Consider the following 15,649-nt stretch of genomic DNA (forward strand, 5'->3'; position numbering starts at 1 on the left):
AAAGTAATACAATATTAAGTTTGGGTGTAGTTTTTGTGGCAAAAAGGGAGAGTGAAATCACGCGAATTTAGCTAACTTATTGATTTATATTGTTGTGGTAATCCTTGTTGTGACTGATGTTTCGACGTTATCAATCGTTATGTGGAATGCTTTAGCGAGCACCATTTGATGAATATCACATATTTTTAGATATATTGTATGACAATTAAAGTAGATCGGATATGCTCGTTACCAATTCGACAGCAGACCCTTTCGCTGCGCGTTTCACTTTTATCAATACGACGCTTTTTAAGAGAACCTTTTAATAAAGCATGGTTAAGAATGAAGTGCCGTAGGGTTCGCTTTAATAGAGACTTTTTAGGAGTATGACGATGAATTCTTTCTTTGTATTAGATGAGAACCCGTGGGAAGAGCTAGGCGGCGGTATCAAACGTAAAATTGTTGCTTACACAGATGACCTAATGGCGGTTCACCTATGTTTCGACAAAGGCGCGATTGGCGCTCCGCATACTCACGAAATCCACGATCAAATCGGTTACGTAGTACGTGGCAGCTTTGAAGCGGAAATCGAAGGCGAGAAGAAAGTACTAAAAGAAGGCGACGCATACTTTGCTCGTAAGCACATGATGCACGGTGCGGTTGCACTAGAGCAAGACAGCATTCTTCTAGACATCTTCAACCCAGCACGTGAAGACTTCTTAAAATAATCTATAGCGCAACCTCAGTTGCTAAGGTGACAACATGAAATCATTAAACATCGCGGTCATTGGCGAATGTATGGTTGAGCTACAGAAAAAGGAAGGTCAGCTAAAGCAGTCATTCGGTGGTGATACGTTGAATACCGCACTGTATTTATCTCGTTTGACCAAAGCTCACGATATTAAAACCAGCTATGTAACGGCTCTGGGTAACGATCCTTTTAGCCAAGAAATGCTATCAGCATGGCAAGAAGAGGGCATCGATACTAGTCTGGTTCTTTCCGTTAAAGAAAAGCAACCAGGTATCTACTACATCGAAACCGATGAAACTGGCGAACGTTACTTCCACTACTGGCGTAACGAAGCGGCCGCTAAGTTCCTATTCGAGCAAAACGAGTCTCCGCTGTTAGTCGACAAACTTTACTCGTACGATGCGGTTTACTTGAGCGGTATTACATTAGCGATCCTTACTGAAGAAGGTAAGACGCAACTGTTTGGCTTCCTTGAGCGCTTCAAGGCACAAGGTGGGAAGGTTATTTTCGATAACAACTACCGTCCTAAATTGTGGGAAAGCCGCGAGAATGCCATGTCTTGGTACCTTAAGATCCTTAAGCACACAGATATCGCACTGCTCACATTTGAAGATGAGCAAATGCTTTACGGTGACGAGCATCTAGAACAGTGCATCGAGAGAACCTCTGCCCTGGGTGTGGATGAAATCATCATCAAACGTGGTAGCAAAGATTGCTTGGTTGTCGCGAATGGCGAAGCGCAATACGTGGCGCCAAACAAAGTCGACAACGTGATTGATACAACAGCGGCAGGTGATTCTTTCAGTGCGGGCTTCTTGGCGAAGCGTTTAACTGGTGGCAATGCAGCGGAATCGGCTTACTCTGGCCACTGTATGGCTGGCGCGGTAATTCAACATAAAGGTGCCATCATTCCACGTGAAGTGATGCCAGATCTTCCTTTGTAATTCTTTTGCGGAGCGTTGAGTAATCGGCGCTCCGCAGTGATTTATTGAACTCAAGTTAACGACGACGAGTACACTCTTATGACGACATTAAACGAACAATTAGCAAACCTAAAAGTAATTCCTGTTATTGCCATCAACAAAGCAGAAGATGCGATTCCACTGGGCCGCACTTTGGTTGAAAACGGTATGCCTTGCGCTGAAATCACGTTCCGCACAGAGTGTGCTGCAGAAGCGATTCGTGCTATGCGCGCTGAGTTCCCAGAAATGCTGATCGGTGCAGGTACGATCCTAACTAACGAGCAAGTTGACCAAGCGATCGAAGCTGGTGTGGACTTTATCGTAAGCCCTGGCTTTAACCCTCGCACGGTTCAATACTGCCTAGACAAAGGTGTGGCTATCGTACCTGGCGTAAACAACCCAAGCCTTGTTGAGCAAGCGATGGAAATGGGTCTGCGTACACTTAAGTTCTTCCCTGCTGAGCCATCTGGCGGCGTTGGTATGCTTAAAGCATTAACGGCGGTTTACCCAGTGAAATTCATGCCAACAGGTGGCGTGAGCCTAGGTAACGTAGACGAGTACCTGTCTATCCCTTCAGTACTGGCATGTGGCGGCACTTGGATGGTTCCAACAAAACTTATCGATGAAGGTAAGTGGGATGAACTAGGGACACTGGTTCGCGACGCAGTAGCTCACGTAGCATAAGTGTCGTAACACCCCGATAAAACTAGCGAAAGAATGAAAAGCGAGCCTCAGTGCTCGCTTTTTTGTGTTTGAAAGTTTGAAAGAGGCGAGAGTTAAGAATCGCATTCATATAAATCCTACTTTCTATCAAACTTTTTCGAAACATCTCATTACGTTTCCTTTAAAGAAATGCCGCGCATTTTTGATCTTCAGACAAAGCGCGAAGAAGAAAAATATTCCATACTCTAATAAATTTCAATTAGACAATTTGTATTACAATATATTGAGGTGTTCTGAATGGCAATTATCTCCTAGAAAGCCATTGGTCTAAGAAAGTAAGGGGTTTGACGTATTTTTTTCGTTGAATAACTTATGCTTTAGATCACAATTAAAGCTTATTGTAGTACAAATAGAGTTATGAGGAGAGTAGTCTAGACGTTAGAAAATGATCAAACTTGAAAGGCTGAAAAAATGACTATTGATACTCTTGTTGTTCTTGCCTACTTCTTCTTCTTAGTTGCAATTGGTTGGATGTTCCGTAAGTTCACTACCTCGACCAGTGACTACTTCCGAGGGGGCGGTAAGATGTTATGGTGGATGGTAGGTGCTACCGCCTTCATGACGCAATTTTCAGCATGGACGTTTACAGGTGCCGCAGGACGCGCGTTCAACGACGGTTTCGTTGTTGTAATCCTATTCTTAGCCAACGCATTTGGCTACTTTATGAACTACCTCTATTTTGCTCCAAAGTTCCGCCAACTACGTGTAGTGACGGCGATTGAAGCAATTCGTCAACGTTTTGGTAAGACTTCAGAGCAGTTCTTCACTTGGGCTGGTATGCCAGACAGCTTGATCTCGGCCGGTATTTGGTTGAATGGTCTTGCGATTTTCGTGGCAGCGGTCTTCAACATTCCTATGGAAGCGACCATCATCGTTACGGGCTTAGTGCTAATGCTAATGGCGGTAACAGGCGGCTCTTGGGCGGTTGTTGCATCTGACTTTATGCAGATGCTGGTTATCATGGCAGTGACGATCACTTGTGCGGTGGCGGCATACTTCCATGGTGGCGGTATTGGCAACATCGTGTCGAACTTCCACGGCGACTTCATGCTGGGTAACAACCTGAACTACTTCAGTATCTTTATCCTTTGGGTTGTCTTCATCTTTGTTAAACAGTTCGGTGTCATGAACAACAGCATCAACGCTTACCGCTACTTATGTGCAAAAGACAGTGAAAACGCACGTAAAGCTGCAGGTCTTGCATGTGTGCTGATGATTGTTGGTCCTATCATCTGGTTCCTACCACCTTGGTACGTTGCGGCATTTATGCCTGATTTCGCAGAGCAATACGGCTCAGTAGGTGGTGATGCAGCATACCTAGCATTCGTACAAAACGTAATGCCAGCAGGTATGGTGGGTCTTCTGATGTCAGCAATGTTTGCGGCGACCATGTCTTCAATGGACTCTGGTCTTAACCGTAACGCGGGCATCTTTGTGATGAACTTCTACAGCCCGATTGTGCGTCCACAAGCGTCGCAAAAAGAACTGGTTATCGTGAGTAAAGCAACGACTATCGTGATGGGCTTCATCATCATTGGTATCGGTCTATTCATTAACTCACTACGTCACTTGAGCCTGTTCGATATCGTACTGAACGTCGGTGCATTAATTGGCTTCCCAATGCTGATTCCTGTACTACTTGGTATGTGGATTCGTAAGACGCCGGATTGGGCTGGTTGGGCAACACTGGTTGTTGGTGGCTTTGTTTCTTACATCTTCGGTATCTCACTACAAGCAGAAGATGTAGAGCACCTATTCGGTCTAGAGCAAGCGTTTACAGGACGTGAGTGGGCAGATCTGAAAGTTGGCTTGAGCTTAGCGGCACACGTTATCTTCACCGGTGGTTTCTTCTTGCTGACAACGCGCTTCTACAAAGGTCTATCACCTGAACGTGAGAAAGAAGTGGACCAATTGTTCGAGAACTGGAATACGCCACTTGTGGCTGACAGCGAAGAGCAGCAGAACCTAGATACAAAACAGCGCGGCATGCTTGGTAAGCTTATCAGCGTAGCGGGCTTCGGTATCCTAGCTATGGCTCTAATTCCAAATGAACCATCTGGTCGACTACTGTTTATCTTGTGTGGTGCGATTGTTCTCTCGGTGGGTGTTCTATTGGTGAACGCAGCCCGAGGGCCTAAAAGCCCAAAGTTAGCTAACGCGAAAAGCTAACCAAAGTTAAAGACTCTCAATGAAAAATCCCGCGGTGTTAAAGCCGTGGGATTTTTTGATCAAGCTGACTGAGAAAGCGTGGCGCATCGTTTGTTGTTATTCGTTGTATTGGGGAACTCCCAATAAGGTGCGACTATATTCACATTAGAGTCGTCAGCCTAAAGCGAAAAAGCAATCTAACTTTCTTTGCATGCCGTGTTTACACTTTACACCCCAAACCTGATGCTTTGTCTATTTAAATAAATATGTGTGCCTTCTTAGCAAAGAAAAAGCATTAAATCAGACGTAGCTTTAATGAGGCGTACGCCAGAAATAGGAGAGAGGTTTTGAAGTGTGAGTGGAAAATATATAAGAGAATTGGAAGAGGCTGCCCTGCAAAACTTTAAAGGAGTGGCTAGGGTATCAAGGAGTGATGAGCGTTTGGGAAAAACAAAAAAGCCCAGCTACATTGGTTGCTGGGCTTATAGTTGCAACTGAGTGTGACTAAGCTTCTAGCTCTGCAAAGTAGTCGAAGATGACTGGAACGTCATTTTGACCAAGGCCTTTATCAACTGCCGCTTGTAGACTCTTAGAAGTGCCCTCTGCAATTAGGGAAGTTGTACCAAGCTCTTCGCATAGAGCAAGGAAGTAACCGAGGTCTTTGTTTGCGTTTGCGACAGAGAAGCCTAGTTTTTCTTCGCCATCTACGGCGTAAAACTTACAGAATTGCATAAATGGTGAGTTTGATGGTCCTGCAGACATGATGTCGAATAATTGTTGACCATCAACACCAGCACGTTTAGCAACAGCAAATGCCTGAGACATGGTTGCTACGGTTGTCATACCCATAAAGTTATTCACAAGCTTAGTTACGTGACCAGAGCCTAGTGCGCCAAGGTGGAATACGTTTTCACCTTGATCGTCCAGTACGGGCTTAACCTTATTGAATGTTTCGACGTCGCCTGCGGCCATGATGTTCAGTAAACCATCTTTTGCGTGGGCAGGTGTACGACCTAGAGGCGCATCAATCATACCAGCCCCTTTCTTAGCAAGGTCAGCGCCAATCTTCTTCGTTGAAGCTGGAATAGATGTACCGAAGTCGATGAGTGTTTTACCTTCTGACATGCCAGCTAGAACACCAGTGTCTCCGTAAACAACTTTTTCGACAACTTCAGATGTTGTTAGGCACAGCATCACGATATCACTTTTCTCTGCTAGTTCTTTACCTGAAGAAGCTTCAGAAGCGTTTCCACGAGCTAGTACTGCGTCAACAGCATCTTTATTGAGGTCCATTACAGCAACTTCGTAACCACGTTTCTGTAGGTTTTCAACCATGTTTCCGCCCATCAAGCCTAGGCCGATGAAACCAATGATAGGTTTAGTCATTTTAACTCCAAAAATACTATTGTATGATTATATTGCTTGTTAATAATCATAATGACTATTGTGGCTTTTGCAATTGAAAATTATGAGCATAGCGGGCTTGGGATGGATTTTTTCTAAAAGTGAGATGTAAGTAAGGTTTGTGAGGGTTTTATTCATCAGAGTATATAAGAAAAGCGGATTCCTCACGCTTCCATTTTTATCGTGAACAAAGCCTTTAGGAGGCTTAAATAACGTAAAAATAAAATTTATTGTAATACAAGTGATTTTGTTTCAGCTAGAGGAATACTGTCCATACCAAAAAATGGGTGAAACGTTACAGATGGGATGAAAGGCGAGGTGGTATAAGGATAAGCCGCAGTACAAACATACTGCGGCCGTTATCAAATCAGTACTAAAGCGCACTTACTGATAGGTAAAAAGATTTATTGGTACTAAATGCCTAAAGCTTGACCACCACCAATTTGCAGTGTTTCTGCGGTAATGAATGATGCATCTTTACTTACCAGAAAAGAGATAGCAGAGGCGACTTCCTCTGGCTTGCCTAGGCGTCCAAGCATAATACTGTCTGCCCAAGAAGCAAATACTTCAGGCTTGGTTGCTTTGATTTGAGCATGGAATGGTGTATCGATAGTGCCAGGAGATACTGCATTGACTCGAATTCCAGCCGGAGCTAACTCTTTAGCTAAAGCGCGAGTTAATGTATGAACGGCGGCTTTTGATGTACCGTAAATACCTGCACCTGGACCACCTGCATTCCAAGCAGCGTTTGAAGTGAAGTTGATAATTGATGCGTTATCAGACTTTTTTAGAAATGGAATCGCTGCGCGTGATACGAAGAATGCACTATCGAGGTTTAAAGCCATGACTTTACGGAAAAAAGCAGTTTCCATACCTTCAATAGGACTACGACCACCAAGACCACCTGCGTTATTAACGACAACATCGATTTTGCCGTATTTTTCACCAATAGCATTGATGTTTTCATCGACGGCATGTTCATCTGTAACGTCAAAACCGTAGTATTCAGCCTCAATTCCTGCGTTATGTAGTTTGGAGATACACTCCGAACCTTTTTCATCTTCAATGCCGTTTAGAATGACCGTGTATCCATCCTGACCAAGACGCTTTGCTACTTGGAAGCCGATACCGCCAGTAGCACCAGAAATAAATGCAATTTTAGTAGACATAATGGTGTTCTCTCATGTTTGTAGAGTTGGAAAGGATTTTTATTTAACATAGAGTATTATTGTAATACAAATAGTTTTAATAAACAGAGAAACACCAACAATGAGAAGTCGATCACGTACTTTCTTTAGATGCTGACTCATCCAGTGGCATATATCGACTTTTACGGTCGTGCATGATTTGTATCTAGTCAGGATAATCGGGATATATAAACAATTGAGCTTATAGCTGCGGGCTTAGCTCGTTGGGCCGAGGTTTGTTGCAAGTAGAAAGAAAGCCGATTAACCGTGGGTCTTTGTTGCCAAACTTATGATTTCATTTAGGCTTGCCAAGTGATGGTTGGATAACTTTGTCGAGAGGTTGAGTTTTAAGCGGGTAGGGAACCTTTTTAGGATCTTAAGTCTTTCAAGGTCATTCTGAATAGCGAGGAACGAGCGTGATTTAGAATCTCTTGCCCGAGCACGCTGTTATGATATATGACGCCGTTTCGCCAAGCGTTATTTATCACCATTGTTCTGAAGAGTCGAGTTAGGACCTGTTGGATAATGATTTTGACTAAGCTGAGATAAAAATGCCCGCTAAATCAGCGGGCACTTTTGTTTGCGTCATTAATGATGCATGTGTTTTTCCATGTGGCCTTGTTTCTCAACCGCCATTTCCACTTCAACCTTACCTGCGTTTTTAAAGGTTAATGTCATAGGGAAGCGGTCACCCTCTTTAAGAGTTTGTGTTGGATTGAAAATCATTAAATGGAAGCTGCCTGGCTTAAACAACACTGAGTCATTGGCTGGAACGCGCACTTCGTCAATCTTAATCATTTTCATCACACCATCTTCTTTCTTATGCGTGTGAATTTCGACATGCCCTGCGATTGGGCTTTCTGCTGCGATCAATGCATCTTCACTGTCACCGTGGTTGGTTAATTGAAAAAAACCACCGATAACAGGTGCGTTTGGTGGCGCTTCGCGGCTCCATGGATGGTCGATATGAATTTTTCCTGCTTCATAATCGTGCGCTAAACTCAGTGGGCTAGCGATGACAGCAATAAGCGCGATAGCGGCGGTTTTAAATGATTTAAGCATGTGTTTTTCCTTTTGAATGAATAGCTTCTCTGAATGGACAACAAACAGAGTCATCGTTATTTTTGAATAAAGTTGTCAATGATTAGATGCCTGTTAGGCAGGAAAAACACTCGGCGGAGAGTGCTTAGGCGCGATGTGTTTGTAAACGAACTTATCGCATTTTGAAAAATGATAAGTCGTCAGTGCATACTTTACTCGGCGCAGCCAATGGATGGTTGTCAGGTAAAGCCCAATCGCAACTAAAAGAAAGAATTGAACAGCTTGAAGAAGCGGGCATTCAAACTGGAAGCCGTCGTGTAAGTTAAGATCTTGGATGAGCTTAGAAGAAGATTGAGCGTTAGCCTCAATCAACGTATTGATATCCACCCATTTGAAACCATCTGCGGTACACAGTAAAACCTTTTCACTTTGGACTTTGTTGAGCCAAGTTGTGCTGTGAACTTGTGTAGGGTTAAGAGCGGCTGTGGACGCTAAATACAACTGAAACAACACCGCGATAATAACCGCAATAGCGTGCAAGCGATGGTGTTTGTGCTGTATTAGAGTGTTTTCCATACAATTGAGTGCTTATCTTCTTCGGCGCGGGATACTAACAAATTAACCAAACAATGTAATTATCAGTTTACTAAAAGGTGATGCAAGTGTGCATTATTTGTTTTATTGTCTATTTTTAACGCTTTAATGTCTTGATTCGGCTGACATTCACAACCTCCAATTCAACTTGTCAGTCTTGCCTAGTCGCTTTTGAAGATACCGAATTAATCTCTCTTATATGCCACTGAAGCTTCGGTTAGTGGGTGTCGTGGTGGTGTTTTTACGTGCTAGATTTGGCTGATATCGATTCAAAATGCACACCGAATCTTCACTTGTTTTCCATTAACGGAATTATGACAGTAATTTAATAAAGGATACGGTATTCTGCGCTCCTTTGTACATGCCAGAAACGTCCGTCCTACTTAGTCGGAGGGGCGATTAATCTTAAGAAATTTCTCAAATGAAATACGAACAACAGATTGGATATCGATACCCTAAAGGTCGATTTGCCATGGTGAGTGTATATGCATTCACCGGTGCTGCGATTTTAGCATCGACTATTTTTTCTCTATTGCTGTTTTTGTCTATCGACGAAAATCCGATGATGCAAACCTTATTTGGTGGTTTAGCGATCATTTTTGAAGCGGGTAAATTTTACGCTTGGTATGAATACGGTGAGCGCCGAGCCCATCGCAACTACACAGGAGCAGCAACCGCTCTCGTGTTTTATTTAGTCTTAGCTGCGATTTCCATTGGCGGTAGTATTGGTGGCATTAATAGTGCAACCAATAGTGCACAAAGTCATATTTCGGTAGAGCAGGCGAAAGTGGAAGCGTTTAATCGTCAGATTGCGGCAATCGATAAGCAGATTGAGCTCAACAATATGGCAGCGCAGAAATACATCGAGATGGAGCGTATCGCGACTGGTGTAACTCGCATTCAGGATCAAAACAAAATCTTACGTGAAGAGCAGCAACGCTTGGCTATGGAGCGTGATAGTTTACCGCCGGTTACGCAAGGCTCAGTGATTGGTTTGATTGATAGCCTAGCCAACGCATTTGGTACCACCTCTCAGCAAGCTCAGCTTGGCTTGGTTGTATTTCTTTCGATTCTTTTGGACTTCTTTGCTGCATTTTTTGTTGGCTTGATTGGTGAAGAGCAACGGTTCCGATATTTCTATCGCAGAAATGAGGGCATGATATTGAAAACAGTTCGCGATATAGATCCAGCGCCTGCGGGTTATCTTCCTCATATAAAAGAGGAAGAAGAGCAAGAAATACCAGCTGCGCCGGAGCCAGAAGAACCAAAGGAACCGAAAACCTTGTTAGAGCAAGTTAGCGATGCACTTAAAACGCATCAAATTACGTGCACCAAAAAAGCCGTTGCTAAACAGTTTAGGCTGTCTGCGGAAGAGGTAGACAAGGTATTTGAAGAATTGGCAGAGCTCGGTTTAGTGGGGAAAAAAGCTAACCACCATTATCATTGGATAGGTGAAGCAGAGACCGCATAATTGGTTATCTATTAGAGATCGGAAAGAGCGTCAATCGGCGCTCTTTTTTTTGGGGGGGGAAGTTTCGCTATTAAAGTTAACGACAAGAAAGCGTATCAATCTTTATTGAGCTTTTTGGTTACGTCTTTCACCGTTTTCTTCTCTTTTTCTGGTGTCATTGCATCAACAGCTTTACCCGCCATCCCTTCATCTGGCAATTTGTCTTTTCCTGCATCAACTGCGGTATCTTTCAGTGCCTCTTTAGGCGTACAGCGACCACCAACACCAACCACGGCTTTTGTCGCAGCGGCTTTAGCTGCCTTTTCTGCATCGCAGTCAGGATCCATAACGCTAGCTAAGCTCGTGGCTGAACCAAAAAACAAGATTAACAAAATGAGGTTGCGTTTTTTCATAGTTGTCACCAATTTTGTGGAACATAGGTAAAGTGTAACGGAGAGAAAAGGCTTTGGCTGAGAATTTGTTGGTTTGAGCTTGGGAAGCAAAGTAAGGTGAAAAGAAAAAGTGCCACCGAAGTGACACTTTTTCTTAAGCGTAGAAGGGATTAGTTGTCGTAAACGTCTAACTCCACTTCACGGGCAATATTTTGGTTGTTAATGATCACACCTTCGACTTCGACACGAGCACCATTTAGGTTAAGTTCTTCAATGCCTTGGAAGCGTGTTTGTGCATCAATCACAACGGTGGTGTTACTTAGTACTTGATCAGCATCATTCTCACAATGCTCGATTTCAAATGTTCTTGCTTCAGCATCGTAGTTTGATACGTATCCTTCACATTCAAATTCTTTACCTTGCCATTGGTTGTTATCGTCAAAGTCTGGTTGCTCAAACTCAATAACGGTAGCGATGCGTTTGCCATTTTTCACGACAGACGTTACTTCCACTTCTTGGCCTTGTTTTAGGTTCGCTTTGCTGCCATCTTCAAATCGTGTTGCGTTATCGATGAAGAGTGCACCTCGGTAGTTTAGTGAGAACTCACTGTAGTCATTTGCAACCCAAGTCACGATACCTTCCACATCGCTGTCATTGCTTATGACGTCGTAGCCTTCAACTTCTACCTCATTTGCCATGAAGATGCCGTTTTGCATTTCACCTTCTACTTCCACCCATTGGCCGATGCTAAGTTGGCTAATGTTGTTATATGCCACCGTTACTTTTCCACCTAACTTAAATGTTCCAGCATTTTCATCGATACTGGTAATACGGCCTTCCAGTTCGTAGTCGTTATCAAGTACTGGGTAATCGTTATCTACGTCGAGTTCGACCACAGACAACACTCGATAACCCGCATCAGCAGTTGGCAATGATGACACCATTACCCAGTCGTTGACTTCTATATCATCACTTAAATCGTCAAACTGCAGCTCTACGCCGTTTACCGTAAATGTTTTCTTCACATAATCAATTGCTGTAACACGTCCAGTAATGGTTGGTTCAAGTGTGACTCGGACGCCATTGTCCGAAGCTTGCCGAATATCTGACCCCACGCGAACCACCATTTTTGGTTTTACATCGGCCAATTGCACTTGTGTGTCGTCATAAACCACCTCAGACACACGATACGTATGTCCATTGACGGTTAACGTGCTTTCTTCAGCGTTGACCGCTTCAACAGAGCCAATCGCTACACTTGGTTTCACTGCTGGTTGAGTTGGTGTGCTATCGCTATTGCTGCCACCACCTGAACCACCACAACCAGACAATGCCAAACCTACTACAGAAATAAGAGCGAGTTTTTTCATTGTATTAACCTCAATTTACGAGCGAGTTTAGGAAATTGCCTGTATCTTATTGGGCATATCGTGAAGAGATCGTGAAGAAATGTGATTTTATGAAAATTTTAATTGTAGATGACAACCATAACGTCTCGGAGACGATTGCAGACTATCTTGAGCTAGAAGGCATGATTATCGATTGTGCGTTTCATGGAGAGGCTGCGATTAAGTTAATCGAGGAAAATCATTACGATGTAATCATCATGGATATCATGATGCCGAAGCTCGATGGCATCAGTACGGTACAGAAGCTTCGACAAGATAAGTTATGTGGAACGCCAATTCTCTTCCTAACGGCAAAAGATACGCTAGATGACAAAATCGCGGCTTTTAAAGCGGGGGGAGATGATTATTTAATGAAGCCATTTGCGATGGAAGAGCTCAGTTTGCGTGTTCATGCTTTGGCTAATCGTGGTCCAAGACAAGATATCGGAGCGCTCAAATTTGCAGATATTTGTTTAGATGCGCGTACAGGAAAAGTAACGAGAAAAGACAAAGAAATTAAGCTGAGTCGAATTCAAACTAAAATTTTAAAATTGCTCCTCCAACGTGCTCCAGCAGCGGTCTCGCGCACAGAAGTGATCGATAGTGTGTGGGGAGACGAACCACCCGGAAGTGATGCACTTCGTAGCCATATTTACGGTTTAAGAACCGCGCTAGACAAAGGTTTTGAAGAATCACGATTAGAGACTATTCATGGACAAGGTTACCGACTTAAAGCATAACGAATATCCAAGCATTTATCGCAAGATCCGTTGGGGTTTTGGGGTCATGACGTTTGTGATGTTTACTCTTTTTTGGTCGCTGATTTATGTGGCAGAAAACAAACTGGAAGTGCTGAGTTTACATCACTGGCTCGATACTGAAGCTGCGCTTTATAGTGAGAATTTCGAGAAACAGGGCTGGGATGCGCCATTGCCAAACGTATTGGAGTTCAACTCATATTGGAGTGAAGCTCCGACACCGGATTGGTTGCTCTCTTTTACTTCACCTGGTTTTTACGAATACCTGCTTGGTGAAGAAGATAAACACTTTGTTGTATTGAACCATCCCTCAGGGAAGGGGCTTATGTACATTGTATTTCAAGATGACTCAGATGATTACTTGGACGAATACGAAAGCTCGCTGCATCAGTTTACGCTGCTGCTCGGTGGTTTGTTTTCATTTGTCATGGTTGGGTATGGCATTTACATGGTGCGAATATTGTCTCGGCCATTAGCGCAAATTGAAGACAAAATTAGCCAAATGTCACCGGATCAACCCGCTTTCCAAGTTGAAACTAAGTTCAGCGAAACACGCCAGATAGAGCAGACTTTGCTGGATAATAAGAACGATATCGCGGGCTACTTCAAACGAGAACAAGAATTTAGCCGTTTTGCATCGCATGAGTTGAGAACGCCAATCATGGTGATTAAAGGCTCAACAGACATTCTGACGCGTCTTCCTGATCAACCTCGAGTTGCGCAAAAAGCCATCACGAGGATGCAGTCAGCTTGTGACGAGATGCGTGTACTGACAGAAGCGTTTCTCTTACTTGGTAAAGAGAAAATAGAGCCTCAGCATTACGGAGAGCATCAGCTTCTTACTTGTTTACAAAAACAACTGGAAGAGCTGGCTCCTTTATTTGCCAAGCAAGATTCGAACTACGCTTTGCACGAACAACATAGTGGTGTAGTGAAGGCACCGGAGAGTTTTGTGACCATTGTAATCAACAATCTGATTAAAAACGCCTTTAGCTATAGTGTGGGAGATATTGAAATTGAGTTGAAAGGTCATGCGCTTAAGATCCTAAACCGTCACGATGGCAACGAGACGTACAACGCTGGTTATGGTTGTGGGCTTGTTATCGTACAACGAATATGTGAACGGATGGGGTGGGCGTTAGTACTGGACGATGATGGTGTTCGATTTAGTGCAAAAGTGGAGTTCTGCTCTTAGCTTTGTGCGTATTGATTCAAGTGAGACTTAACGCTCTGGCTTTTTCTTGTCGTACGCATCTAACCCGCAGTCAAACAAGAAAAAACTGGAATTTGAATTAGACTGAAGTTAGTGAAGCGGAAACTCGAGGAACCGTTATGCTCTCTTATCAGGTCAGCCGAAGTATTGAAATTAATAAGAATCAAAGTGAAATTATTGGCTATCTCAAGAACTTCAAACACTGGCCCAGCTGGTCACCATGGATCATTCTTGAACCAAGCTGCGAGCTGACATTCAGTGATAATCAGGGCCACGTTGGAGCTGGTTATCAATGGAATGGTCAGCGTATTGGGACTGGCGCGATTGTACTGGAAAGTACTCAAGAGCATCGATTAGATATGGAGCTGCATTTCTTTCGTCCAATCAAGAGCCATGGAAAGGTGACTCTAATCGTGACGCCGTCACAAAATGGCTGTTTAGTCGAATGGCAAATGCAATCTCGCGTCCCTTGGTATCTGTTCTTTCTGAAAAGTATGTTTAAGTCGATGATAGAGATGGATTATCAACGTGGGTTACGCATGCTTAAAAGTAAGCTTGAAACCGGAAGAGTGCATTCAGACTTAGTCGAAATTGGGAACCGAACGTTGCCTCAAATTCATTATATTGGGATCAAGGGTGTGGCTAGCTTGCAGGAATTAGGTTCGGTAATTGAGAAGCATGTTCAGCAACTAGAACAGTTAATTAGTGACGAAACCCTATCCGTGAATGGTGAATTGTTTTGTTATTACCAGTCGATGGATATGCAGAAAGGTACATTCGAGTTTATCACTTGCTTTCCTCTTCATAACTCAGTACCAGCGCCTCAAGGGGCGGTTACCGGTACCATTCCTGAGAGTGAAACATTTGTCGTTGAACACCGAGGTGAATATCAGTTTTTGGGAAATGCATGGGCTTTAGCGATGAACTTGGTTCGTCAGAGTGGTATGAAAGTCAAAACCAGTCCTTTAGGAATCGAACGCTATCTGAATAGTCCGAAGGAAACCACGGAAGAAGAGCTAAGAACGGAAATTATTTTGTTTAAGAAATGACAGGCGCAGGCGAGTAGGGTGTTTAGGTATCATACTAGTTATGCGAAATGTTACTAAAGAATAATAGCGTATCTGTTCCTACCCGAAAAAATGCCTCAGCAATCGCTGAGGCATGGTTTTACAGGCCAACTTCTCTTGTTAGAGAATTATTGTGCACGGTATTTACCGCTGTTTAGTTCAATTTTAGACGCTTTTACCCGGCTGTCTGCGTTTAGGTAGTCGCTAATACTTAGCAGATCTTGATCTTGAGATGCTTTTAACACCGCTGATTCCCCTTCTGCGAAGATAACTTCTAATTTTAACTCTTTGGCGACTGCTTTCGCTTCGTTAGGATTGTTTACGGTGATATAAACCAGTCCAGTGGCTTTGGATACGTTACTAAACGCATTCTTAAACACCTCATCACCCGCTTGAAGTTTTACGTCTTCAGATAGGGTTCTAACAGTGCCAGTTTGCACTTTTCGATAATCTTGGCCATTAATCTCAACCGCTTCTGATGGCACAAACAGTTCTGGTGCAGGTTGTTGAGAGAGCTGTTGCTCAGCGTATACACTCGACGTCATGATAACGAGAGCCAGCATAGAAAATGATTTGTATTTCATGTTATTGA

At 43.4% G+C, this 15,649-nt stretch carries 15 protein-coding genes; 8 read left to right on the forward strand and 7 right to left on the reverse strand.

Annotation, left to right across the window (positions count from 1 at the left end; translation table 11 throughout):
- Positions 1–371 precede the first annotated feature (371 nt).
- From R7Q09_RS08210 to R7Q09_RS08225, 4 genes are all read left to right on the forward strand, one after another.
- Positions 372–707 (forward strand): cupin domain-containing protein, encoded by a 336-nt coding sequence (locus tag R7Q09_RS08210; protein WP_005450851.1) that lies wholly within the window; start codon positions 372–374, stop codon positions 705–707.
- Between the two features lie 34 nt (positions 708–741).
- Entirely contained in the window at positions 742–1,674 is a 933-nt protein-coding gene (locus tag R7Q09_RS08215) for a sugar kinase (RefSeq protein ID WP_005437155.1), read from the forward strand.
- A 78-nt stretch (positions 1,675–1,752) separates the two neighbouring features.
- Positions 1,753–2,376 carry a bifunctional 4-hydroxy-2-oxoglutarate aldolase/2-dehydro-3-deoxy-phosphogluconate aldolase gene (locus R7Q09_RS08220; RefSeq protein WP_005388506.1) on the forward strand — a complete coding sequence of 208 codons (624 nt, stop codon included), beginning with the start codon at positions 1,753–1,755 and terminating at the stop codon, positions 2,374–2,376.
- Between the two features lie 450 nt (positions 2,377–2,826).
- A complete protein-coding gene (locus R7Q09_RS08225) occupies positions 2,827–4,584 on the forward strand; it encodes a sodium:solute symporter family protein (RefSeq protein ID WP_262597749.1) in 1,758 nt (585 codons plus the stop codon).
- A gap of 483 nt (positions 4,585–5,067) precedes the next feature.
- Here the strand turns inward: R7Q09_RS08225 and R7Q09_RS08230 are convergent, their stop codons facing one another.
- The 4 genes from R7Q09_RS08230 to R7Q09_RS08245 form a co-directional block, all read right to left on the reverse strand.
- The gene (locus R7Q09_RS08230) at positions 5,068–5,964 is read right to left on the reverse strand and encodes an NAD(P)-dependent oxidoreductase (protein WP_372051950.1); all 897 of its coding nucleotides are present in this window, start codon (positions 5,962–5,964) and stop codon (positions 5,068–5,070) included.
- Between the two features lie 416 nt (positions 5,965–6,380).
- Entirely contained in the window at positions 6,381–7,136 is a 756-nt protein-coding gene (locus R7Q09_RS08235) for an SDR family NAD(P)-dependent oxidoreductase (protein ID WP_318070651.1), read from the reverse strand.
- Between the two features lie 606 nt (positions 7,137–7,742).
- Positions 7,743–8,216 (reverse strand): copper chaperone PCu(A)C, encoded by a 474-nt coding sequence (locus R7Q09_RS08240; protein WP_042521048.1) that lies wholly within the window; start codon positions 8,214–8,216, stop codon positions 7,743–7,745.
- A gap of 93 nt (positions 8,217–8,309) precedes the next feature.
- Positions 8,310–8,771 (reverse strand): hypothetical protein, encoded by a 462-nt coding sequence (locus R7Q09_RS08245; RefSeq protein ID WP_005375842.1) that lies wholly within the window; start codon positions 8,769–8,771, stop codon positions 8,310–8,312.
- Positions 8,772–9,210: 439 nt separating this feature from the next.
- On the opposite strand from R7Q09_RS08245, the gene R7Q09_RS08250 reads away from it, so the two are divergent.
- Entirely contained in the window at positions 9,211–10,260 is a 1,050-nt protein-coding gene (locus R7Q09_RS08250) for a Preprotein translocase subunit SecY (protein ID WP_318070650.1), read from the forward strand.
- A 95-nt stretch (positions 10,261–10,355) separates the two neighbouring features.
- Here the strand turns inward: R7Q09_RS08250 and R7Q09_RS08255 are convergent, their stop codons facing one another.
- Together R7Q09_RS08255 and R7Q09_RS08260 are read right to left on the reverse strand one after the other, a co-directional pair.
- Complete coding sequence (locus tag R7Q09_RS08255) at positions 10,356–10,652, reverse strand: hypothetical protein (RefSeq protein WP_017634219.1); 297 nt, start codon at positions 10,650–10,652, stop codon at positions 10,356–10,358.
- Between the two features lie 149 nt (positions 10,653–10,801).
- A complete protein-coding gene (locus R7Q09_RS08260; protein WP_318070649.1) occupies positions 10,802–12,001 on the reverse strand; it encodes a DUF5666 domain-containing protein in 1,200 nt (399 codons plus the stop codon).
- A gap of 89 nt (positions 12,002–12,090) precedes the next feature.
- Here R7Q09_RS08260 and R7Q09_RS08265 point away from each other — a divergent pair, with 89 nt between their 5' ends.
- The 3 genes from R7Q09_RS08265 to R7Q09_RS08275 all read left to right on the forward strand — a co-directional run bounded on the left by R7Q09_RS08265 (position 12,091) and on the right by R7Q09_RS08275 (position 15,039).
- Positions 12,091–12,759, forward strand: a complete 669-nt coding sequence (locus R7Q09_RS08265) for a response regulator transcription factor (RefSeq protein ID WP_053303698.1) — start codon at positions 12,091–12,093, stop codon at positions 12,757–12,759.
- Positions 12,731–13,972 carry a sensor histidine kinase gene (locus R7Q09_RS08270; protein WP_017634216.1) on the forward strand — a complete coding sequence of 414 codons (1,242 nt, stop codon included), beginning with the start codon at positions 12,731–12,733 and terminating at the stop codon, positions 13,970–13,972. The genes R7Q09_RS08265 and R7Q09_RS08270 overlap by 29 nt, the downstream gene beginning before the upstream one ends.
- 137 nt (positions 13,973–14,109) lie before the next feature.
- Positions 14,110–15,039 carry an SRPBCC family protein gene (locus R7Q09_RS08275; RefSeq protein WP_005375849.1) on the forward strand — a complete coding sequence of 310 codons (930 nt, stop codon included), beginning with the start codon at positions 14,110–14,112 and terminating at the stop codon, positions 15,037–15,039.
- 146 nt (positions 15,040–15,185) lie between these two features.
- Here R7Q09_RS08275 and R7Q09_RS08280 read toward each other — a convergent pair whose 3' ends face one another.
- Positions 15,186–15,641, reverse strand: a complete 456-nt coding sequence (locus R7Q09_RS08280) for a hypothetical protein (RefSeq protein WP_025767689.1) — start codon at positions 15,639–15,641, stop codon at positions 15,186–15,188.
- Between the last annotated feature and the right edge of the window lie 8 nt (positions 15,642–15,649).

It is taken from the genome of Vibrio sp. 2130-1, from assembly GCF_033339515.1.

What these genes read in the sequence shown, in the direction of transcription:
- R7Q09_RS08210 (WP_005450851.1), top strand. Translation starts at nt 372, where the DNA reads ATGAATTCTTTCTTTGTATTAGATGAGAACCCGTGGGAAGAGCTAGGC.
- R7Q09_RS08215 (WP_005437155.1), top strand. Translation starts at nt 742, where the DNA reads ATGAAATCATTAAACATCGCGGTCATTGGCGAATGTATGGTTGAGCTA.
- R7Q09_RS08220 (WP_005388506.1), top strand. Translation starts at nt 1,753, where the DNA reads ATGACGACATTAAACGAACAATTAGCAAACCTAAAAGTAATTCCTGTT.
- R7Q09_RS08225 (WP_262597749.1), top strand. Translation starts at nt 2,827, where the DNA reads ATGACTATTGATACTCTTGTTGTTCTTGCCTACTTCTTCTTCTTAGTT.
- R7Q09_RS08235 (WP_318070651.1), bottom strand. Translation starts at nt 7,136, where the DNA reads ATGTCTACTAAAATTGCATTTATTTCTGGTGCTACTGGCGGTATCGGC.
- R7Q09_RS08240 (WP_042521048.1), bottom strand. Translation starts at nt 8,216, where the DNA reads ATGCTTAAATCATTTAAAACCGCCGCTATCGCGCTTATTGCTGTCATC.
- R7Q09_RS08245 (WP_005375842.1), bottom strand. Translation starts at nt 8,771, where the DNA reads ATGGAAAACACTCTAATACAGCACAAACACCATCGCTTGCACGCTATT.
- R7Q09_RS08250 (WP_318070650.1), top strand. Translation starts at nt 9,211, where the DNA reads ATGAAATACGAACAACAGATTGGATATCGATACCCTAAAGGTCGATTT.
- R7Q09_RS08255 (WP_017634219.1), bottom strand. Translation starts at nt 10,652, where the DNA reads ATGAAAAAACGCAACCTCATTTTGTTAATCTTGTTTTTTGGTTCAGCC.
- R7Q09_RS08260 (WP_318070649.1), bottom strand. Translation starts at nt 12,001, where the DNA reads ATGAAAAAACTCGCTCTTATTTCTGTAGTAGGTTTGGCATTGTCTGGT.
- R7Q09_RS08265 (WP_053303698.1), top strand. Translation starts at nt 12,091, where the DNA reads ATGAAAATTTTAATTGTAGATGACAACCATAACGTCTCGGAGACGATT.
- R7Q09_RS08270 (WP_017634216.1), top strand. Translation starts at nt 12,731, where the DNA reads ATGGACAAGGTTACCGACTTAAAGCATAACGAATATCCAAGCATTTAT.
- R7Q09_RS08275 (WP_005375849.1), top strand. Translation starts at nt 14,110, where the DNA reads ATGCTCTCTTATCAGGTCAGCCGAAGTATTGAAATTAATAAGAATCAA.
- R7Q09_RS08280 (WP_025767689.1), bottom strand. Translation starts at nt 15,641, where the DNA reads ATGAAATACAAATCATTTTCTATGCTGGCTCTCGTTATCATGACGTCG.